This is a genomic window from Amycolatopsis sp. NPDC003861 (assembly GCF_053605405.1).
Genome location: NZ_JBSGJD010000083.1, coordinates 13,808 through 34,380 on the forward strand (window position 1 = coordinate 13,808; position 20,573 = coordinate 34,380).

Annotated in this window: 20 protein-coding genes; 10 read left to right on the top strand and 10 right to left on the bottom strand. The window is 71.1% G+C overall.

All coding sequences use genetic code 11. The features are described from left to right. Positions 1 to 2: 2 nt before the first annotated feature. A complete protein-coding gene (locus ACWEVN_RS21575; protein ID WP_452052456.1) occupies positions 3 to 764 on the bottom strand; it encodes an alpha/beta fold hydrolase in 762 nt (253 codons plus the stop codon). A 70-nt stretch (positions 765 to 834) separates the two neighbouring features. On the opposite strand from ACWEVN_RS21575, the gene ACWEVN_RS21580 reads away from it, so the two are divergent. Both ACWEVN_RS21580 and ACWEVN_RS21585 read left to right on the top strand, forming a co-directional pair. Continuing rightward, entirely contained in the window at positions 835 to 1,734 is a 900-nt protein-coding gene (locus ACWEVN_RS21580) for a LysR family transcriptional regulator (RefSeq protein ID WP_452052457.1), read from the top strand. Between the two features lie 57 nt (positions 1,735 to 1,791). Then, positions 1,792 to 2,061: a hypothetical protein gene (locus tag ACWEVN_RS21585; RefSeq protein ID WP_452052458.1), complete on the top strand. Its 270-nt coding sequence runs from the start codon at positions 1,792 to 1,794 to the stop codon at positions 2,059 to 2,061. 200 nt (positions 2,062 to 2,261) lie between these two features. On the opposite strand, the gene ACWEVN_RS21590 is transcribed toward ACWEVN_RS21585, so the two are convergent. Further along, entirely contained in the window at positions 2,262 to 4,883 is a 2,622-nt protein-coding gene (locus ACWEVN_RS21590; protein ID WP_449683237.1) for a valine--tRNA ligase, read from the bottom strand. 56 nt (positions 4,884 to 4,939) lie between these two features. On the opposite strand from ACWEVN_RS21590, the gene ACWEVN_RS21595 reads away from it, so the two are divergent. The 5 genes from ACWEVN_RS21595 to ACWEVN_RS21615 all read left to right on the top strand — a co-directional run bounded on the left by ACWEVN_RS21595 (position 4,940) and on the right by ACWEVN_RS21615 (position 10,482). After that, entirely contained in the window at positions 4,940 to 5,233 is a 294-nt protein-coding gene (locus tag ACWEVN_RS21595; protein WP_310972297.1) for a hypothetical protein, read from the top strand. A 50-nt stretch (positions 5,234 to 5,283) separates the two neighbouring features. Next, positions 5,284 to 6,282 (top strand): hypothetical protein, encoded by a 999-nt coding sequence (locus tag ACWEVN_RS21600; RefSeq protein ID WP_452052459.1) that lies wholly within the window; start codon positions 5,284 to 5,286, stop codon positions 6,280 to 6,282. A 46-nt stretch (positions 6,283 to 6,328) separates the two neighbouring features. Then, positions 6,329 to 6,766, top strand: coding sequence for a MarR family winged helix-turn-helix transcriptional regulator (locus ACWEVN_RS21605; RefSeq protein WP_449683239.1), 438 nt, complete (start codon positions 6,329 to 6,331; stop codon positions 6,764 to 6,766). Between the two features lie 65 nt (positions 6,767 to 6,831). Then, on the top strand, positions 6,832 to 8,133 hold the full coding sequence (locus tag ACWEVN_RS21610; protein WP_452052460.1) for an MFS transporter: 1,302 nt from the start codon (positions 6,832 to 6,834) through the stop codon (positions 8,131 to 8,133). A gap of 42 nt (positions 8,134 to 8,175) precedes the next feature. Then, a complete protein-coding gene (locus ACWEVN_RS21615) occupies positions 8,176 to 10,482 on the top strand; it encodes an FdhF/YdeP family oxidoreductase (RefSeq protein ID WP_452052461.1) in 2,307 nt (768 codons plus the stop codon). Here the strand turns inward: ACWEVN_RS21615 and ACWEVN_RS21620 are convergent, their stop codons facing one another. From ACWEVN_RS21620 to ACWEVN_RS21640, 5 genes are all read right to left on the bottom strand, one after another. Then, positions 10,483 to 11,007 (bottom strand): hypothetical protein, encoded by a 525-nt coding sequence (locus ACWEVN_RS21620; protein WP_449683242.1) that lies wholly within the window; start codon positions 11,005 to 11,007, stop codon positions 10,483 to 10,485. It abuts the gene before it with no gap. Between the two features lie 343 nt (positions 11,008 to 11,350). Then, entirely contained in the window at positions 11,351 to 12,772 is a 1,422-nt protein-coding gene (locus ACWEVN_RS21625; RefSeq protein WP_452052462.1) for an LCP family protein, read from the bottom strand. A gap of 50 nt (positions 12,773 to 12,822) precedes the next feature. Continuing rightward, the gene (locus tag ACWEVN_RS21630) at positions 12,823 to 13,575 is read right to left on the bottom strand and encodes an SDR family NAD(P)-dependent oxidoreductase (RefSeq protein WP_452052463.1); all 753 of its coding nucleotides are present in this window, start codon (positions 13,573 to 13,575) and stop codon (positions 12,823 to 12,825) included. Next, on the bottom strand, positions 13,572 to 13,697 hold the full coding sequence (locus ACWEVN_RS21635) for an MFS transporter small subunit (RefSeq protein ID WP_279629564.1): 126 nt from the start codon (positions 13,695 to 13,697) through the stop codon (positions 13,572 to 13,574). The genes ACWEVN_RS21630 and ACWEVN_RS21635 overlap by 4 nt, the downstream gene beginning before the upstream one ends. Next, positions 13,697 to 15,046, bottom strand: a complete 1,350-nt coding sequence (locus ACWEVN_RS21640) for an L-lactate MFS transporter (RefSeq protein WP_449683245.1) — start codon at positions 15,044 to 15,046, stop codon at positions 13,697 to 13,699. The genes ACWEVN_RS21635 and ACWEVN_RS21640 overlap by 1 nt, the downstream gene beginning before the upstream one ends. Positions 15,047 to 15,148: 102 nt before the next feature. Here ACWEVN_RS21640 and fdhD point away from each other — a divergent pair, with 102 nt between their 5' ends. Further along, positions 15,149 to 15,973 carry a formate dehydrogenase accessory sulfurtransferase FdhD gene (gene fdhD, locus ACWEVN_RS21645; RefSeq protein ID WP_452052464.1) on the top strand — a complete coding sequence of 275 codons (825 nt, stop codon included), beginning with the start codon at positions 15,149 to 15,151 and terminating at the stop codon, positions 15,971 to 15,973. Here the strand turns inward: fdhD and ACWEVN_RS21650 are convergent. Continuing rightward, a complete protein-coding gene (locus ACWEVN_RS21650; protein ID WP_452052465.1) occupies positions 15,970 to 17,409 on the bottom strand; it encodes a carotenoid oxygenase family protein in 1,440 nt (479 codons plus the stop codon). The two genes, fdhD and ACWEVN_RS21650, sit on opposite strands and share 4 nt — an antisense overlap. A gap of 62 nt (positions 17,410 to 17,471) precedes the next feature. Here ACWEVN_RS21650 and ACWEVN_RS21655 point away from each other — a divergent pair, with 62 nt between their 5' ends. Together ACWEVN_RS21655 and ACWEVN_RS21660 are read left to right on the top strand one after the other, a co-directional pair. Continuing rightward, positions 17,472 to 18,179, top strand: coding sequence for a TetR/AcrR family transcriptional regulator (locus ACWEVN_RS21655; RefSeq protein ID WP_449683248.1), 708 nt, complete (start codon positions 17,472 to 17,474; stop codon positions 18,177 to 18,179). Between the two features lie 78 nt (positions 18,180 to 18,257). Continuing rightward, the gene (locus ACWEVN_RS21660) at positions 18,258 to 19,211 is read left to right on the top strand and encodes an alpha/beta hydrolase (RefSeq protein ID WP_452052466.1); all 954 of its coding nucleotides are present in this window, start codon (positions 18,258 to 18,260) and stop codon (positions 19,209 to 19,211) included. Positions 19,212 to 19,244: 33 nt separating this feature from the next. On the opposite strand, the gene ACWEVN_RS21665 is transcribed toward ACWEVN_RS21660, so the two are convergent. Both ACWEVN_RS21665 and ACWEVN_RS21670 read right to left on the bottom strand, forming a co-directional pair. Beyond that, positions 19,245 to 20,165 carry an anti-sigma factor RsbA family regulatory protein gene (locus ACWEVN_RS21665; RefSeq protein WP_452052467.1) on the bottom strand — a complete coding sequence of 307 codons (921 nt, stop codon included), beginning with the start codon at positions 20,163 to 20,165 and terminating at the stop codon, positions 19,245 to 19,247. 53 nt (positions 20,166 to 20,218) lie between these two features. Further along, the coding region (locus ACWEVN_RS21670; RefSeq protein WP_452052468.1) for a hypothetical protein at positions 20,219 to 20,573 on the bottom strand (355 nt) is incomplete at its 5' end.

The window sequence follows — 20,573 nt, forward strand, 5'->3', positions numbered from 1 at the left end:
GTTCAGGCGATCTCTCGGAGGGCGGCGGTGAACGCGCGCGGGTTTTCCTGGTGCGGCACGTGCCCGCAGCCGGCGAGCACGTGCACGCGGGCGCCGGGCGTCTCCGCGGCGCAGCTGCGCGGCACTTCGAGCGGGATCTGCGCGTCGAGCTCGCCGTGCAGGTAGGTGATCGGAGTCTTCAGGTCCTTCAGCCGCGGCCGCGGGTCGTAGGTGGTGCACTCGGTGAAGAGTTCGTCGATGTAGGGGCCGGAGTCGAGCAGCTGGCGGACGGTCCAGTCGACGAGCCCGCGCGCGGCACCGGGGGCGAACCAGCCCGGCACCCAGCCTTCGAGGGTGCCGGCCCGGTCGTCGACGAGCTGTATGCGCAGGTCGCGGACCTGCTCGAGCATGCCGGTACTCGGCCAGTACCCGGGACTGTCGACGGCGACGACGTGCTCGACAAGGTCCGGCCGGGCGAGCGCCAGCTCGGTGGCGAAGACGCCGCCGATGCTCGACCCGACGACGGTGGGCTTGATCTTCAGCGTCTGGATGAGCCGGGTGAGGTCGGCGACGATCCCGGCGATGGTGTTGCCGTCCGTGGGGTGGTCCGAGCGGCCGCACCCGCGCCAGTCGAGCGTGATGACGCGGTGATCGCGCACGAGATCGGGCAGGCACGAGGACCAGACGCGGCCGCTGGTGCCCCAGCCGTGCAGGAGCAGCAGCGCGGGGCCGGCGCCGGCGTCTTCGTAGTGGAGGCGGGTTCCGTTGACTTCCAGTTCGGGCATGCGCCGAGCCTGCCCCGCGGACGCGGGCGGTTCGATGGCCAAGTCGCTCGTACACTCATCACGAAGGCTGATGAATGGGGTCCCGGTGGAGCTGCGGCAGCTGAGGTACTTCGTGACGCTGGCGGAGGAGCTGCACTTCGGCCGCGCGGCGGAGCGCCTGCACATCGTCCAGCCGGCGGTGAGCCAGCAGATCCGGCGGCTGGAGCGGGCGCTGGGCGTGTCGTTGCTGACGCGGACGACGCGTTCGGTGGTGCTCACGGAGGCGGGGCAGCGGTTCTTGCCGGAGGCGCGGGCGGTGCTGGCGGCGGCTCTCCGAGCGGAGGACGCGGTCGCGTCGTTCCGGGACGTCCGGCTGCTGCGGCTCGGCACGAGCGAAGGTTTGGGCGACCGGCTGGACGGCCTGCTGGGCGCTTTCGCGCGGCTCGCTCCGTCGGCTTCGCTGGAACTGGTGCACGCGCCGACCCTTCAGCGGTTGGAGCGCGTTCGGGACGGGTCGCTGGATGCGACCATCGTGCGGGGTTCCTGGCCTTCTTCGGGGCTGGACTTCACTCCTTTGTGGATGGACGAGGTGCTGGTGGCCCTGCCGGTCTCGCACCCGCTGGCTTCTTCGCCGGTCGTTTCGTTTGCGTCATTGGCTTCACTTCCTGTGCGGCTGAGCCCGCCTTCGCGGAATCAGCCGTTGTACGACCTGATCGTTTCGTGTTGCCGGGAGGCGGGGTTCGAGCCGTTGCCGGGGCCGGACTTCACGACGGCGCAGGACACGTTGGGGACGCTGGGGTTCGGGCGTCCACACTGGACGGTCTTCTACCGGGCACACGCGAATCTGCTGCCGGTGCCGGGTGTGGTGTTCCGGCCGCTTCGGGACCCGGTTCCGCGGATGCCGACGTACCTGGCGACGCCGTCGGAGCGGCGGGTGACGCCTGAGGTGGTGGCGCTGATCGAAGCCGCACGAGCGACCGAAGGCGGCTGAGCAGTCGTTGCGGCGCGTTGCGCGGACTCGGGGTCGCCGATGGGCCAGCATGCTCGGGTGGCCGACGCCGAGCCGGGCAGCAAGCCCGCCGAGAAGGAGCAGAAGCCGCCCGAGGGGTTGTCCCAGTTCATCGGCAAGGTGCTCGACCAGCTGAGCCTCCTTCCGCCCGAAGCGGTCGGCAAGCTGTCGAGGATCAAGCAAGCCACCGCGGCGATGCGATTCAGCTCGGCTCAGGCTCCACCACGACCAGTTCCGCACCCCGCTGGACATGTACTGCACGCTGATCTTCGTCAACCTCGGGCTGACTGCGCGCCTACCGCCCTTTGACCGGCTCCATCGGCACACCGTGATCGGGGCAATCAGGCCGGCTGAAGGAGCCGAACTTCCGCCTGCAGCCGGGGATCGGGCACCGATACTGCTTCTCGCGCAGCTCGAAGTCCCCAGGAACCAATTCTGGTCAGCTTCCCACTCCGGGGTACGACAAAGCCCGGCACTCCGCGAAGGAGCGCCGGGCTCTGTGCACAACCTCAGGAAGCCGGAAGAGCCGCCAACCGGGCCGTAATACGGTCGATGTCCGCCGCCGCCGTCTCCTTGCGGGTCTTGATCTTGGCCACCACCTGCTCCGGGGCCTTGGCGATGAACGCCTCGTTACCCAGCTTCGCCTCCGTCTGCGACAGCTCCTTCTCCGCCGCCGCGAGGTCCTTCTGGAGACGCTTGCGCTCGGCTGCCACGTCGACCGTTCCCGACAGGTCCAGCTCCACCGTCACCACCCCGGCCGCCAGGGCCACCTCCAGGGAGGCGCTCGCCGCGAACTCGGGAGACGGCTCGGTCAGGCGGACCAGCGAACGGATCGCCGGTTCGTGGCCGCCCTCGTAACCCGCCAAGCGGGCCGCCACCTTCTGGCCCGGCTTCAGGCCCTGGTCCGCCCGGAAGCGGCGGATCTCCGTCACCAGCTTCTGGACGTCCGCGATCCGCGCGTCGGCCACCGCGTCGGCGTAACCCGACGAAGCGGAAGGCCACGGAGCAACCACCAACGACTCGCCGCCGGTCAGCGCCGTCCAAAGCTTCTCCGTGATGAACGGGATGAACGGGTGCAGCAACCTGAGCACCGTGTCCAGCACATGCCCGAGCACAGCGCGGGTTGCGGAAACGCGGGCGGAGTCTCCTTGGTACAGCTGGACCTTCGCCAGTTCCAGGTACCAGTCGCACAGCTCGTTCCAGGTGAACTGGTAGAGCGCGCCCGCCACCTTGGCGAACTGGAAGTCCTCGAACAGGCCGTCCACTTCGGACACCAGCGCGGCCAGGCGGCCCAGGATCCAGCGGTCCGCCTCCGTCAGGTCGGCGGCGGCAGGCAACGGCGAAGCGACCGAAGCGCCGTTCATCATCGCGAACTTCGTCGCGTTCCACAGCTTCGTGCAGAAGTTGCGGGAGCCCGCCGCCCACTCGTCGGCCAGGGCCATGTCCGCGCCCGGGTTCGCGCCGCGGGCCAGGGTGAACCTGGTGGCGTCCGCGCCGTACGCGTCCATCCACTCCAGGGGGTCGATCACGTTCCCGCGCGACTTCGACATCTTCTTGCCCTGCGCGTCGCGGATCAGGCCGTGCAGGTACACGTGGTCGAACGGCTGCGCACCCTGCATCTGGTGCACGCCGAACATCATCATCCGGACCACCCAGAAGAACAGGATGTCGTAGCCCGTCGACAGCACGCTCGTCGGGTAGAACTTGGCCAGGTCTTCCGAAGAAGACGGCCAGCCCAGCGTCGACATCGGCCACAGGCCCGACGAGAACCACGTGTCGAGCACGTCCGGGTCCTGCGTCCAGCCCTCACCCGTCGGCGGCTGCTCGTCCGGGCCCACGCACACGACCTCGCCGTCCGGCCCGTAGTACACCGGGATGCGGTGGCCCCACCACAGCTGACGCGAAATCGTCCAGTCGTGCATGTTGTCGACCCAGTCGAAGTAGCGCTTGCCCAGCTCCGGCGGGTGGATCTTGGTGCGGCCGTCGCGGACCGCGTCGCCCGCCAGCTTGGCCAGCTCCTCGACCTTGACCCACCACTGCAGCGACAGCCGCGGCTCGACCACCGTGTCGCACCGCGAGCAGTGCCCGACCGCGTGCACGTACGGCCGCTTCTCCGCGACGATCCGGCCGGCCTCCCGCAGCGCGGCGACGACCGCCGGGCGCGCCTCGAAGCGGTCGAGGCCCTCGAACGGCCCGGGCGCGGTGATCTCCGCGCGCTCGTTCATGATCGTCAGCATCGGCAGGTCGTGCCGGCGGCCGATCTCGAAGTCGTTCGGGTCGTGCGCCGGGGTGACCTTCACCGCACCCGTGCCGAACTCCGGGTCGACGTGCTTGTCGGCCACGATCGGGATGCGGCGGCCGGTCAGCGGCAGCTCGACCTCGGTGCCCACCAGGTGCGCGTACCGCTCGTCGTCCGGGTGGACGGCGACCGCGGTGTCGCCCAGCATCGTCTCCGCGCGGGTGGTCGCGACCACGATCGCGTTGTCGCCGTCGCCGTAGCGGATCGACACGAGTTCGCCGTCGTCGTCGTTGTGGTCGACCTCGATGTCCGACAGCGCCGTCTGGCAGCGCGGGCACCAGTTGATGATCCGCTCGGCCCGGTAGATCAGGCCCTCGTCGAAGAAGTTCTTGAACACCGTCTGGACGGCCTTCGACAGGTTCTCGTCCATGGTGAACCGCTCGCGCGACCAGTCGACGCCGTCGCCGAGGCGCTTCATCTGGCCGAGGATCTTGCCGCCGTACTCGGCCTTCCACTCCCAGACGCGCTCGACGAACCTCTCGCGGCCCAGGTCGTGGCGGGAGAGGCCCTCGCCGGCCAGCTGGCGCTCGACGACGTTCTGCGTCGCGATGCCGGCGTGGTCCATGCCCGGCAGCCACAGCACCTCGTAGCCCTGCATCCGGCGGCGGCGGCTCATCGCGTCCATCAACGTGTGGTTGAGGGCGTGGCCCATGTGCAGCGAACCGGTTACGTTCGGCGGCGGCAGTACGATCGAGAACGGCGGCTTCCCCGACGAGGCGTCGGCCGTGAAGTACCCGGCCGCTACCCAGCGGTCGTACATCGGTGCTTCCTCGGCGGCCGGGTCCCAGGCACCCGGAAGGTCGGTGGTCTGCTGCGGAGCGTTCTCGGTCACAATGGACAAGTCTACGAACCCGTCACGGCGGGTCACCCAGGGGGAAGGCACTCGGGATGGCAGAGCCTCAGCAGCCGCAGGATCCGGACGACCGGCGCCTCGAGACGCACCCGGACCTGATGAACCCGGACTGGCAGAAGTACGCCGCCCGGGACGCCTGGCTGGGCGCGAAGAAGGACCTCAAGAAGCGCCGCAAGCGCGAGCGCCGGGCGGGCGGGTACCAGCAGCCGGGGCAGAGCCGCTGGCCGGGCGTGCTCGCCCTGCTCATCGTGGTCGGGCTGGTCGCCGCGGCGATCATCGTGCACCAGCTGCAGGGCGTCGGCGTCAACGAATTCGCGTATTTCGGGTAACACCCGTCCCCCGGCGTCGATGATCAGACGTCGGCCTTGGGGGGACGCACGTGGACGAGGACAACCTGCTCGAATCGCACCCGGACCTGATGGACCCGGACTGGCGCAAGCACGCGCAGACCGACGCGTGGCTGGGCGCGAAGAAAGACCGCAAGCAGTTCCGCAAGCAGCAGAAACGCGCCTCGCGCGGCCCACGCCGCCGCTGGTGGGTCTTCGCCGTCTTCCTGCTCGTCCTCGCCGTGACCACCACGGCCATCGTGCTGATCGGCCGCCGGCCCGCCCACGACGCCGGACCGCCGGACCCGACGTCGGTGCCGGACGTCGCCCCGGTCGACCTGGCCCGGCCTTACACGCACACCCCCGCCGACGTCTGGCCCAAGGGTGTGGACGGCATCACGTCCCCCGCCGCGGCCGCCGTCGGTGCCTTCAAGGCCGACGCGGTCGGTGCCGCGTACGCCAAGGTCAAGCAGGCCATCACCGCCGCGCACCTCGACCCGGCGGTCCTGACCGGGCACGACGGCAAGGCGTATGCGGCCTTGTTCGCGCCCGACGACCGCGACCAGATCCTCCCGGAGCTGGCCAAGAAGCCGGACAAGGACAAGGGCGGCTTCGCGGCGTACCTCACCGAGATCGCCGACGGGTACCACCTGCTCGACGCGGGCCCCCGCGCCTTCGGCACGCTCGCCGCGCGCGCCGGCGCCAAGCCCGGTGAGCTGGTCGTCGAGGCGAAGTACACGATCGCCTACGCCTTCGACCACGCCCACCCCAAGGAGCTCAGGAGCCCCGCCGAGATCGTCACGTTCGAACGCCGTGACGAGACGTACGTCGTCCGGAGCGGTTCGTCGTTCGAGAAGAGCAGTCGGGGGCTGTGGCTCGACAGCGCCTCCATCGCGTACTCGTCGGTGGGCTGCGCCGCCGCCGAGGAGGGCTACCTGGCGCCCGGCTACGCGAACCCGCCGTCGCCCGTTCCCGCGTCCGGCCACCAGGACGCGCCCGGCTACTACGACCCGAAGTACCCGGTCCCGACCATCGACGGCTGCCCCGGCTGAACCGAGCCGAGATGCACAGTCCGGACTGCACAGTTAAACTGTGTACATGGGCGAAGTACCTCCGCATGTCGCCGAGAGCGCGGGCTGGATCCGCGGGGTCGTCGGGCAGCTGCACCGGCGGCTCCGCCACGTCGACAACGCCGGGGTCCTGACCCCGTCGCAGTCCGCCGTGCTCCACCGGCTCCTCCGCGAGGGTCCGGCCACGCAGGGCGAGCTCGCCGCCGCCGAGCACGTGCGGCAGCAGTCGATGGCCGCCACCCTCGGCGTCCTCGACGAGCTCGGCTACCTCACCCGCGCACCCGATCCGGGCGACCGGCGGCGGGTGGTGATCGGCCTGTCCGACGCCGGGCGCGACACCGTGCGCGGCATCCAGCAGCACCGCGACGAGTGGCTGGCCCAGGCCCTGCTGGACGAACTGTCCCCCGCCGAGCTCGACGTCATCACGCGCGCCCTGCCGCTGCTGCAGCGCGTCGCCGAACACTGAAGGAGTTCCTCACGAGCACCGTCATCGCCCCCGCCAAGTTCGGCGCCCGCCTGGTCACCCCGCTGGTGGCCGGCGCGGTGCTCAACCCGATCAACTCCACGCTCATCGCCGTCGCGCTCGTGCCGATCGGCCAGAGCTTCGGCGCCGGCCCCGGCCAGACCGCCTGGCTGATCTCCGCGCTCTACCTGGCCACCGCGGTCGGGCAGCCGGTGGTCGGCCTGCTGGTCGACCGGCACGGCGCCCGCCGCGTCCTGCTCGGCGGCGCGACCCTGGTGATCGTCGCCGGGATCGCGGGCCTGATGCCGATCTCCGTCGGCTGGCTGACCGGCGTGCGCGTGGTCCTCGGCCTGGGGACGTGCGCCGGGTTCCCGGCCGCGATGGCCGTGCTGCGCCACCACGCCGAAGCGAGCGGCCAGGGCGTCCCCGCCCGGGTGCTGTCGGTGCTGTCGATGTCCGCGCAGACGGTGATGGTGATCGGCCCGACGCTCGGCGGGGTGCTGATCGGGCTCTTCGGCTGGCCGGCGATCTTCGCCGTGAACATCCCGCTGGCCGGGTTGTCGCTGGTGCTGGCGTGGGTGTGGGTGCCGAAGGACGACCGCGGCGAGCGCACGGCCACCCGGATCGACGTGCTCGGCATCGCGCTGTTCTCCGCGACCCTGCTCGCCCTCCTGTTCTTCCTGATGGACCCGGGCGCCGAGGTCTGGCTGCTCGCCGTCGTCGCCGCCTTCGGGACCGCCTTCACGCTGGTCGAGCTCCGGCGCGACACGCCGTTCCTCGACCTGCGGATGCTCGCCGCCAACAGCGCGATCCTGCGGACGTACCTGCGGCAGGCGCTGAGCTTCATGGCCATCTACGCGATCATGTTCGGGTACGTCCAGTGGCTGGAGACCGCCCGGCAGCTGTCGGAGGAGGCCGCCGGGCTGATGCTGCTGCCGATGTCGGGCACCGCCGTCTGCGCCGCGGCGTTCTCCGGGCGCGCGTCCGGCATCAAGGCGCGGCTGGTCACCGTCGCGGTGGCCCTGGCCGGCGGCTCGGCACTGCTGCTGCTCGTCCACGACGGCACCTGGGTCGGCGCGCTGCTCGCCCTGGCCGCGCTGTTCGGCCTCGCCCAGGGCCTGACCAGCGTCGCGAACCAGACGACGCTCTACCGCGAGGCACCCGCCGAGCAGATGGGCACCGCGAGCGGGTTATTCCGCACGGCCCAGTACCTCGGCGCGATCGTGGCCTCGACGCTCATCGCGCTCTGCTATGGCCCGCACGCGGACTCGGCCGGCCTGCACCGGCTGGCCGTCGCGCTGGTCGTCATCAGCGCGCTGCTGCTGGTGGTCACCGTCGCCGACCGCGGGCTGCGGACGGCCGAACGCTGACCCCTGTTAGCGCGCGCGATCATCGAGGCGCACGATGGGTGCATGACCCGTGAAGCGCCGGCGCAGGACGTGGACGAAACCCGCCTCGAGGTGGGCAAGCCGAAGGGCTGGGCGGCCGGGATACCCGGTGTCGCCGTGTCGCTCGCGCGCAGCGTCGAGCAAATGGGCACCGGCCGGACGATCAAGGCGCTGCGGCTGCTGAACCAGCGGGAAGGCTTCGACTGCCCGGGCTGCGCGTGGCCGGAACCGCGCGAAGTCGACGGCGAGAAGCGCAAGCTGGCCGAGTTCTGCGAGAACGGCGCCAAGGCCGTCGCCGAGGAAGCCACGAAACGGCGGGTGGACCGCGAGTTCTTCGCGCGGCACCCGATCGGCGAGCTGGCGACCAAGACCGACTACTGGCTGGGCCAGCAGGGCCGGATCACCGAGCCGTTCGTGCTGCGCGCAGGCGCCACGCACTACGAGCCGATCTCCTGGGACGCCGCGTTCGAGCTGGTCGCGGGCGAGCTCAAGGCGCTGACCGACCCGAACGAGGCGATTTTCTACACCTCCGGCCGCACCAGCAACGAGGCCGCGTTCCTCTACCAGCTGCTGGTGCGTTCCTTCGGCACCAACAACCTCCCCGACTGCTCCAACATGTGCCACGAGTCCTCGGGCGCGGCGCTGTCGGCCACCACCGGCGTCGGCAAGGGCTCGGTGAGCCTGGCCGACATCCACAAGGCCGACCTGATCGTCGTCGTCGGCCAGAACCCGGGCACCAACCACCCGCGGATGCTCTCGGCGCTCGAGGAGGCCAAGGGCAACGGCGCGAAGATCATCGCCGTGAACCCGCTGCCCGAAGCCGGGCTGATGCGGTTCAAGAACCCGCAGAACGTCCGCGGCGTCGTCGGCAAGGGCACGCCGCTGGCCGACGAGTTCGCCCAGGTCCGCCTCGGCGGCGACCTCGCGCTGTTCCAGGCCGTCGGGCACCTGCTGCTGGCCTGGGACGCCGAGGCGCCCGGCGCGATCGTCGACCGCGAGTTCGTCGACCGGGTCACCGAGGGCTTCGACGACTACGCCAAGCACCTGCGGGAGATCGACTGGCCGGAGATCGAACGCGCGACCGGCCTCCCCCGCACGCAGATCGAGCGCGTCGCCCGGATGATCGCCTCCTCCGAGCGCACCATCTACTGCTGGGCGATGGGCCTGACGCAGCACAAGCACGCGGTGCCGACGATCTCCGAGATCGCGAACCTCGCCCTGATGCGCGGGATGATCGGCAAGCCCGGCGCCGGCCTGTGCCCGGTGCGCGGGCACTCGAACGTCCAGGGCGACCGGACGATGGGCATCTGGGAGAAGATGCCGCAGTCCTTCATGGACGCCCTGGCCGGCGAGTTCGGCATCGAGGTCCCGCGCGAGCACGGCTACGACACCGTCGACGCGATCCGGGCGATGCGCGACGGCCGCGGCAAGGTGTTCTTCGCCGTCGGCGGCAACTTCGCCTCCGCGACGCCGGACTCGGAACTGACCGAGAAGGCCCTGCGGTCGTGCGCGCTCACCGTGCACGTCTCGACGAAGCTGAACCGGTCCCACGTCGTCCACGGCCGTACCGCGCTGATCCTGCCGACGCTCGGCCGCACCGAGCGGGACGTCCAGGCGAGCGGCGAGCAGTTCGTCACGGTCGAGGACTCGATGTCGCAAGTGCACACCTCCCGCGGGCGTCTCAAGCCGGCGAGCGAGCACCTCCTGTCGGAGGTCGCCATCGTCTGCCGGCTGGCCGAGACGCTGTTCGGCGCGGGGCACGCGGTGCCGTGGCGGACGTTCGAGACCGACTACGACCTGATCCGCGACCGGATCTCGCGGGTGGTGCCGGGCTGCCAGGACTACAACCGCCGCGTCCGCGAGCCGGACGGCTTCGTGCTGCCGCACGCCCCGCGCGACTCCCGCGAGTTCACCGGGACCGCCAACGGCAAGGGCAACTTCACCGTCTCGGAGCTGGAGTACCCGCAGGCGCCCGAGGGCCGGCTGCTGCTGCAGACCATGCGCAGCCACGACCAGTACAACACCACGATCTACGGGCTTTCGGACCGCTACCGCGGGATCGAGAACGCCCGCCGCGTGGTGCTGGTCAACCCGGACGACCTCGCGGCGCTCGGCCTGGCCGACGGCGCCGAGGTCGATCTGGTCTCGGAGTGGCGGGACGGTGACCGCCGGGCGCCGGCGTTCCGGGTCGTCGCGTACCCGACCGCGCGCGGCTGCGCGGCGGCGTACTTCCCGGAGGCGAACGCGCTGGTGCCGCTGGACTCGGTGGCGGACAAGTCGAACACGCCGGTGTCGAAGGCGATCGTGGTGCGGCTCGAACCCCGGCCCTGATCAGCCCTGGAAGTCCTTCTGCAGGGTGCCGGTCATGTCCGTGGCCACGGCCTGCACGCTGTCCAGCGTCGCGGGCGGGATCAGCGCGGCCTCGGTCCCGCCGTCGGCGATGGCCAGGCCCAGCACGACGTTCCCGGTCCGCACGGCGGCCCACTGCTCGGAGAAGCCGGCCTCGTCACCGACCCCGGTGACGAGCCGGACGCCCGAGTGGTCGCCGAGCGCGTCGGTCATCAGCTGGCTGGCCTTGGCGGCGGCCTCGTCCGCATCGGACTGCGTGAACCGCACGACGGCGATCGTGATCACCCGGTAGTCCTGCAGGTTCGGCTTGCCGCCGCCGAGGTCGCGCGCGTACAGCTTGCGGCAGGTGGTGACCTCGTTGCCCTCGCTGGCGTGGTCGTCGGGGATGACCTTGGACTCGGCGGCCTTCACCGAGTCGACCGGGATCTCGACGGTTCCCGGCGCGAGCTGCTGCTCCGCGTTCGGCCCGGGCAGCCGGCAGGCGTCGATCGCGCCCGGGTAGTGCACCGAAGCGGACGCCGACTGGCACCCGGCACAAAGAACGGCTGAAGCGAGGACGGGCAAGATCCACCCGCCCCGGGCGACGCTGCTGCGCATAAATTCCGGACTTTCCGTATTCCCTGACATCGGTTTTCCAAGATCACCCACCGATCGGGTGAGCTTTCCGCCGTCACGAGGTCCTGTCCGCCGACGGTCACCGCACCCTGCCTCACCAGCGCGGCAGCGTCAAGACCACTGACCCGGCTGGTCCACCGTGGTCCAGTCGAACCGTGATCTCGGGAATTCCTCGCGTATTTCAGGGATTCGACGGAAAATACGGTACTTCGCCGTCGATCAATTCACCGGTGGCTCAATCCACGCAGACGACACCGTTCGACGTGATCGGCTCGTCCGAGGCACCGCCGGGCGCGCCGCCGCCCGCGGCCGCGCCGGGACCGGAGTAGACCGACCCGAGCACCACCTCGATGTGGCCGGCCGGCACCGACGCCGCCTGCTGCGTCGTCAGCCCGCCCAGCGCCTTCGCCACCTCGGCGCCGCGCCCGGCCAGGTCGGGACCGAACCGCACCAGCGACGTCCGCCGGGAGGCGGCGTTGCCCGCCGGGCTCGCCGTGAACCCCTTCTCGCGCAGGACGCCCGCCACGCGGGCCGCGAGGCCTTCCTTCGAGCTCGCGTTGGAGACGTCGACGGTGACCGCCGCGGCCGGCGCCGACGTCCCCGGGGCGGTGGGCGCGGCGCTGCCGATCAGGCCCGCCGCGAAGGCCTTCACCGCGGCCGGGTCGACCTGGACCGCCGTCGCCCGCGGGTTGGCCGAGTCGTAGCGGTAGTCGACGTTGACGACCGGGATCGTCGCGAACTGGATCCCGCCGCCGCTGACCCCGCGCATCTGCCCGACGAAGTCGAGCAGATTCCACGAGTCGTCCAGCACCACCGAGCGCTTCACGGCCTCGATCAGGTCGGACAGCCGGCCCGGATCGGCCAGCGTGCCCGCCGAGAGCACCTGCCGGGCCAGCCCGGCGAGGAAGACCTGCTGGCGCCGGACGCGGGCGAAGTCGGTGCCCGGGAGGCCGTCGCGCTGCCGGACGAAGGCGAGCGCGTCCGCGCCCGCGACACGCTGCGGGCCGGCCGGGAAGTCCGCGCCCGAGTTCTTGTCCGCGGTGGCTTTCTTCAGGCAGACGTCGACGCCGCCGACGGCCTTGCTGATCTCGGAGAAGCTCAGCAGGTTGACCTCGGCGAAGTGGTCGATCTTCACGCCGGTGAGGCCTTCGACCGCCTGGCGGGTCGCCCGCCGGGCGGCGGTGAGCGCGGCCTGGTCGATCTTCTTCTTGTCGGTCTCCCCCGCCTTGCGCAGCCGCCCCGCTTCGGCGGCCTTGGCCCGCCCGAACGCGGCGTTGATCTTGCCTTTCCCGCCCGGCATCGAGACGTAGCTGTCCCGCGGGATGGAGAACGCTTTCACCTCTTTCGTGCCGTTCGGGATCCGCAGCACGATCAGGGTGTCGGTGAGGTCGTCGCCGTTGGCGCCGGCCCGCAGCTCGCGCAGCACCTCCGGGGCCAGCGGATTGCCCTGGTTGTCGCTGCGGGAGTCCCGGCCGACCAGCAGGATGTCGAGCGAGCCGTCGGCGGGCTGTTCACCCGGCTTCGTCTCGCCGTCCGCGTCGATGACGCTGTCGCGCGACACCTGGTCGAGGGCGCGGAGGTTCACGTAGCCGTACGCCGTGCCGCCGAACACGACGAGGGCCAGCCCGGCGACGGCGATCTTCCCCAGTACATGCACGCCTCCTCGACGCCCACACCCCCGACACCGCTGCACGGGTGAGAGCCAGGTCACATCCGCAGGTGCGAGGCTCCGTTGAGGTCGAGGATCGTCCCGGACGCCCAGGTCGCTTCGGCCGAGGCCAGGTAGACGACGGCCGCGGCGACCTCCTCGGGTGTGCCGACCCGCCCGAACGGGCTCTGCGCGCGCAGCGTGTCGTCGATCCGGTCGGCGACCCGCTCGGTGGCGGTGAAGCCGGGTGCCACCGACGTCACGGAGATGCCGTGGGGTGCGAGGGAGACGGCGAGTGACTGGCCGAGCGCGTGCAACGCGGCCTTGCTCGCCCCGTACGCGGGGTGGTCGGGTTCGCCCTTGAACGCCCCGCGTGACCCGATGTTGACGATCCGGCCCGGCGCCCCGCGCCCGATGAGGTGCCGGGCGACGCAGTAACTGAGGTTCGCGGCGCCGGCGAGGTTGACGTCGAGGGTGCGCCGCCAGATCCGCTGCCAGTCCGCATAGGACACTCCGGCGACCGGGTGCGCGGTCTCGGCCGACGTCGCGACGGCGGCGTTGTTGACCAGGACGTCGACGCCGCCGAGCCCGGCTTCGGCCGCATCGGCGATCTTGCCGACCGTCTCGGGATCGGCCAGGTCACCGCCGATCAGCACGTGCCCTTCGCCGGGGAGCGCTTCCAGCGTCTCCTCGGCGCCGGCGGCGCGGTGTCCATAGTGGACGGCCACTCGGTCACCGCGCGCCGCGAACGCCGTGGCCACCGCGCGCCCGATCCCGCGGGACGCGCCGGTGACGAGAACTCCCCTGCTCATCCGAACAGCTGCACCAGCTTCAGGAACAGCTGGTAGACGCCGTAGCCGAAGGGGATCACCACCCACGCCCAGGCCAGTACGATCAACGGCATCCGGTTGGGGTTCGCCGACGGTTCGCTCATCACGCCTCACTCCTCGCGGCCGCGGGGACCGGCTCGTGGAACTTCTCCTTGACCGGGCGGACCAGCTCGTTGGCCACGAAGCCGACCACGAGCAGGCCGATCATGATGTAGAACGACGTCGTGTAGAGGTCCGGGCCGGACTTGCCCGCCGCCTTCTCGCCGTCGGCGATGCGGTTGACGATCAGCGGGCCGAGCACGCCCGCCACCGACCACGCGGTGAGCAGCCGGCCGTGGATCGCGCCCACCTGGTAGGTGCCGAAGAGGTCCTTCAGGTACGCCGGGACGGTCGCGAACCCGCCGCCGTAGAACGACAGGATCACCATCGCGCACAGGATGAACACGAGCTTCGACGAGTTCTGCGTCAGCGCGATCACCAGGTACAGCAGCGCACCGACACCGAGGTAGGTGCGGTAGATGTTCTTGCGCCCGACCAGGTCCGAAGTGGACGACCAGACGAACCGGCCGAGCATGTTGCACAGCGACAGCAGTGCGACGAACCCGGCCGCCGCGGCCGTGCCGACCGGGGTGGAGGTGTTCTTGAAGAAGTCCACGATCATCGGGGACGCCTTCTCCAGGATCCCGATGCCCGCGGTGACGTTGAAGCACAGGACGACCCAGAGGCACCAGAACTGCGGCGTCTTGATCGCGTTGGCGGCCGAGACGTTCGCCGTGCTGATCATCGCCTTGCCGTGGTCCGTCTTCGGCTCCCAGCCCACGGGCTTCCAGTCGTCGGCGGGCACCCGCACGAGCAGCCAGCCCATCGACATGAAGACCGCGTAGACGACGCCGTGGACCAGGAACGCCGTCGCGATGGTGCTCGTGGTCGGCGCGGTGCCGAGCATCGACGACGACCACGGCGAGGCGATCAGCGCGCCGCCGCCGAAGCCCATGATCGCGATGCCGGTGGCCATGCCCGGCCGGTCCGGGAACCACTTGATCAGCGTCGACACCGGCGAGATGTAGCCGATGCCGAGCCCGATGCCGCCGACCCCGCCGTAGCCGGCGACCACCAGCCAGAACTGCCCGGTCGCCACGCCGAGCGCGGAGATGAGGAAGCCGCTGGCGAAGCAGCACATCGACACGAACATCGCCCAGCGCGGGCCGTTCTTTTCGACGAGCGTGCCGCCGAACGCGGCGGACAGGCCGAGCATGACGATGCCGAGCTGGAACGGCAGCGAGCTCTGCGTGCCGTTGAGGTGCATCGTCTTCTCGAGCGGGGTCTTGAAGACGCTCCACGCGTAGGCCTGCCCGATCGACAGGTGTACCGACAGGGCCGCCGGCGGCACCAGCCAGCGCGTCCAGCTCGGCGGTGCCACGATCCGGGATCGGTCCAGGAAGCCGAGAGCCATCGGTTCCCTCCGTATTCTGGGGATGATGGTGGGAATGTATTACTAAATCACCGGTGTTGCACCATACGAGTGTCGAACTTTCGGGCAGCGAAGGGTGTGCTGATGGGCAGGGTGACCGTGCGCAGGCCGGTGCGGCGGATTTCCGCGACCGGGGACCGGCGCCGCCCCGACGCGCTGGCCGCCGAAGAGCCCCTGGAGCTGCGGGTCGGCGGCCGGGCGCTGGCGGTCACGATGCGCACCCCCGGGCACGACGTCGAGCTGGCCCACGGCTTCCTGCTGTCCGAGGGCGTGATCGGCGGGCGTTCGGATGTAGCCGTCGCCCGCTACTGCGACGGCGTCGACGACCAGGGCCGCAACACCTACAACGTGCTGGACATCGCCCTGGCCGACGGCGTCCCGCCACCGGACACCGGGGTCGAGCGCAACTTCTACACGACGTCGTCCTGCGGGGTCTGCGGCAAGGCGGCACTCGACGCGGTCAAGCTCCGCACGCGCTTCTCCCCCGCGTCGGCGGCGTTCACGGTGAAGAGCTCGGTGCTCGCTGGCCTGCCCGACTCGCTGCGCGCCCGCCAGAAGGTGTTCGCCAGCACGGGCGGCCTGCACGCGGCGGCGCTGTTCAGCACGGACGGATCGCTGGCCGTCGTCCGCGAAGACGTCGGCCGGCACAACGCGGTGGACAAGGTCTTGGGCTGGGCGGTCCTCGAGGGGCGCATCCCGGCGCCGGACCACGGCCTCCTGGTGTCCGGACGCGCGTCGTTCGAGCTGGTCCAGAAGGCCGCGATGGCGGGCATCGGCCTGCTGGCCGCGGTGTCGGCGCCGTCATCGCTGGCGGTGGAGCTGGCCGAGGAGAACGGCATGACCCTGGTCGGCTTCCTGCGCGGTGACTCGATGAACCTCTACACCGGGGACCACCGCATCCTGACCTAGCCGACCGGCACCCAGTTGCCGTGGAAGCCGTTGGGGACGCGGTCCGGCAGGTGGATGGCCGCCACCGTCGCCAGCGTCTCCGCGTCCAGGATCGTCAGGTCGCTGCGCTGGGTGGCCGGGTCGAAGACGAAGCCCAGGAGGACGCCGTCGTCCTCGGCCGCGTCGTCGTGGCGGGGGACGAACACGAACTCGCCCGGCTGGCGGCCCGCGCCGAACGCGCGCTCGTCGCGGGCGCCCGTGTGGAAGTCGTGCTTGAACAGGGAGCCGCCGGGCTCGGCGCCGCCGTCGGCCGACATCGCGTAGCCGTAGCGGTGGCGGCGGCCGACCAGGCGCTCGTCGACGCGCGGGAACTCCTGGCCCCGGTCGTCGAGGCGCTCCTCCACCACCTTGCCCGCCGCCAGGTCGACCGTCCAGCGGTCCAGGGTCGGGCCGCCCTCGTCCGGGCCGTGCAGCTGCGTGGCGAACATCTTCGGGTGGCGGACGACGTCCAGCACGACGCTGTCGCCGTCGTCGTAGGCGTTGAGCGGGTGGAAAACGTAGCACGGCTCGACGTCGAACCAGCGGACGTCCCGGCTGCCGCCCTCCCGCGGCATGATCCCGATCCGCGCCGGGTACTTCGGGTTCCAGCGGTACGGCAGGCCGCCGTTCGCGCCGATCCTGCCCGCCATCATCGCGGTCACCGGGTCCGGCACGCGGACCTTGCCGACCATGGCCGACACCACCAGCTTAGCCGGGGTGCGCAGCGCGGCCGGCACACTGGCGGCCACCGCCGCCTCGGCGTCGAACGTCACCGGCAGGTCGTAGAAGACGACGTGGTGCTCGGTCAGCGAGAAGTCGTGCATCATCGGCGAGCCGGTGACCTCGACGTCGACCGTGCGGCGGGCGCGCCCGGCCGGGTCGATCACCGAGTACTGGACCTTGTTCCCCATGCCGAAGAAGTACGAGACGGCGTGCAGCTCACCGGTGCGCGGGTCGCGCTTGGGGTGGGCGGTGTAGCCGCCCGGGAGCGTGCCGTCGAAGTCGCAGCGGGCGACGGTGTCGAGCTCGTCGGTCAGCTCGTAGATCGGCGCGCCCGCCTCGACCAGGGCGAGGGTCTTGCCCGCGTGGCCGATGACGTTGGTGTTCGCGCTGAGCGCGTCCAGCCCGCAGAACCGGCTCGCGTCCTCGCCGTTCAGCGTCGCGGCGACGGCGGGGTTGCGGACCCACCGGTTGCGGTACCACTCGGCCTTCCCGTCGCGCAGGCGCACGCCGTGCACCATGCCGTCGCCCATGAACCAGTGGTAGGCCGCCGGGTCCACTTCGGACAGCGGGTTGGGGCCGTTGCGCAGGTACCGGCCGTCGAGGAACTCCGGGATCCGGCCGGTGACGGCGAGGTCGGTGATCGTGTGCTCCCGGCTGACGGGGGCGAAGTTGCCCTCGAGGAACTTGTTGCCCATGCGACCCCTCCATAACTTGGTTATGATTCCAGGTATAACAGGGTTATGGGATACTGGCAAGCATGAGCCCCAAACCGCGCGCGACCGACGTGAAGGTCCGGCTCGTCGAGGCCGCCATCCGCCTGCTCGACGAGAACGGCCCCGAAGCCCTGCAGGCCCGCAAGCTGGCGGCCGAGGTCGGCGTCTCGACGATGGCCGTCTACACCCACTTCGGCGGGATGTCGGCGCTGGTCGACGAGGTTGCGCGGGCCGGGTTCCTGCGGCTGTCGGAATGGCTGGCCCAGGTCGCAGAGACCGACGACCCGGTGGCGGACATCTTCAGCATGGCCCGCACCTACCGGCAGGCGGTCGCCGAGCAGCCGCAGCTGTTCGCGGTGACGTTCGGCCAGTCCGCGCCCGGCGGCAAGCGGGCGACGCTGTCCGACCTCACCACGGAGGAAGGCCGCGAAGCCGCCCAGGAGGGGCTGGAGGCGTTCACCCACATCGTCCGGGCGACCGCGCGGGCGATCGCGGCCGGCCGGTTCCGGCCCGTCGACGAGTACCAGGCCGCCGCCCAGCTCTGGAGCGCGCTGCACGGATTCGTCACACTGGAGGCGTCGGGTCACTTCGGCCCCGGTGAACAGGGCATAAACCACATTTTGATCCCCCTCGGGATCACCATGGCGGTCGGTCTCGGGGACACTGTGGACCGGGCCGGGCGCTCGGCCGAGGCCGCGAAGGCGGCTTGGCGGGCGAGAACCGGAAACGCCGGGCAGGGTGATAACGAATAACCCGGTGAACAGGGGCGCGAGGGAACGCGGAGCGGGTGCGCGGCGTCCTTATCGAGGGGCCAGGGGGACGGAGACAGGGTGAACGAGCACAACGGGGACGCGGAGCCGGCCGGAGCGGTCGTCGAGGCGGTCCAGGGCGCCCGGCGGTGGATGAGCCGCCGGTCGGCGCTGATCGCGGGCGCGTCCGGGCTGGCCGTGACCGGGCTGGCGGTCGGCACCGCGACCGGCAAGCTGCCGTTCAGCCAGGCCCTGCAGCGGACGCTCGGCGTGACGTCGTCGAACCCGACGACCCAGCTGGGCAGCACGCGGGTCGAGCGCGTCTACTCCGCCGCGCGCGGCCGGATGGTCGACCTGGTGTTCATCCTGCCGTCGAAGACCCCGCCGAAGGGGTTGCCGATGTCGCTGGCGCTACACGGCCTGCACGGCAACGCTCGCAGCGCCGTGCCCACCGGCACGCTCAAGCAGCTCGCCAGCGACGTCGCCCGCAAGGCGGTCCCGGCGTTCGGCTTCGTGGCCGTCGACGGCGGCGACAACTACTGGCACGAGGTCCACCCGGGCGACGACCCGATGGCCATGCTGCTGGAGGAGGTCCCGCAGTGGCTGCGCGCCCGCGGCTTCGCCGGCCCGAGCGGCCAGCCGTTCGCGTGCACGGGCATGTCGATGGGCGGGTTCGGCGCGCTGGTGTACACCCGCCGCCGGGTCGAACGGCGCCAGCCGCCCGCCGCCGTCGCGACGCTGGCCCCGGCGCTGATCACGTCGTGGCCGGAGATGGCCAAGCGCCACATCTTCACCGGCATCCAGGACTGGACGGCGCTGGACCCGCTGCGCCACATCGACGAGACCAAGGGCGTGGCCAACGGCATCTGGTGCGGCACGGAGGACTCGTTCATCACCGGCGTCCGCCGCTACATCGAGGCCGCCCACCCGGCGGTCGCCCACACCGCCCACGGCAAGCACGGCGACCCGTTCAACCGCACGGTGGTGCCCAGCTTGATCAGCTTCCTCGGCAAGCACGTCCCCCGCGCCGCCTGACGCCGTACCCGGCCGGACGACACGGCCGCGCGCTCAGCGGGTGAAGTGGATGCGGGTGGTCGTGCGGCCCGGGACCCAGTACGTGCGGACCAGGTCGGCCAGGCGGTTCACCAGGAGGAGGCCGCGGCCGCCGGGGGTGGCCGCCGGGGGTGGGATGCGGCCGGTCAGGGGTTCGGTGATCGTGCCGGTGTCGCTCACCTCGCCGACCACCTGGGACGCCTCCGCCCACAACCGCAGCACTCCGGTGCCGCCGCCGTAGAGGACGCTGTTCGTCGTCAGCTCGGCGATCGCCAGTGCGAAGTCGTCGCGGCGGGGCCGGCGGAGGCCGTGGCGCGCGGCCCAGATCTCCGCGAAGCCGCGCAGCGACGCCAGCTGCCCGAGGTCGAACCCACGCTCCACCGCACCCGCCGGCGGTTCGAGCGGCCGGGTGGAGTCCGCGCGGACACCGTCGGGGTCGAAGCGCGGGCTGATGAACGGGCCGGCCAGGCCCCACAACTCCGGGTGGGTGCGCTCGGCGTCGGCCAGGACCGGCGGGGGCAGCGCCCCGACGTCGTACGGGCAGAGCACCGCCAGGTCACGGCCCGCGAAGGCGTTGTTGATCAGGGCTTCGTGCACCACGCACGCCGGGTACTCGGCGTCCGTGCGGCCGGCCCAGATCGGCTCGCCCACGATGCGCACCGGGCCGTCGTGCTCCTCCGCGAAGGCGTGCAGCACCGACGGCAGGATCGCGCCCGGGTTGCGGCCCGCGCGGTGCATGTCGATGAAGCGCACTTCACCGGCCCGGTCTTCCAGGGCCTTCTCGATCAGCAGCAGGTTGCCGCCGGGGACGGCGACGGCCGCGGGCTCACCTCGGTCGAGACCTTCGAGCAGGAAGGGAATGACACCATCGAGGTACTCGGTGTCACCGCGATAGAAGAGTGCCGGATGCCGGAACGGTCTGAGGGCATCTACCACCCGAGTGGCTTACCCCACCGCCGACGGCCTCAAACCCTCCGGACGTCGGGACTTCATTCCACCCAACGGCCGACGACCGAGATCAGCCAGAAGCCGACCAGGGTCGCCAGGGCGAACAGCAGCACCCAGTTGAACAGCTGACGCCGCTCGGTCACGCCGCGGGCCTGCCGCAGCCCGTAGGCCGCGACGACGAACAACGGCACCGGGATCAGCGGCAACGGCGACAGCCGGGACACGACGGCGACGACGCACGTGCCGGTGAACACGGCCAGCATGCCCATCAGCACGCGGTGCAGCCACGGGTACCGGTCGGCGACGGACGCGATCACGCGCTCGCTCAGCTCACGGAACCCCAGAACCGGCGCGGCCGGCCCGGCCGGGGTGGTCCCGGCGGGTTCCGGGGCCGGC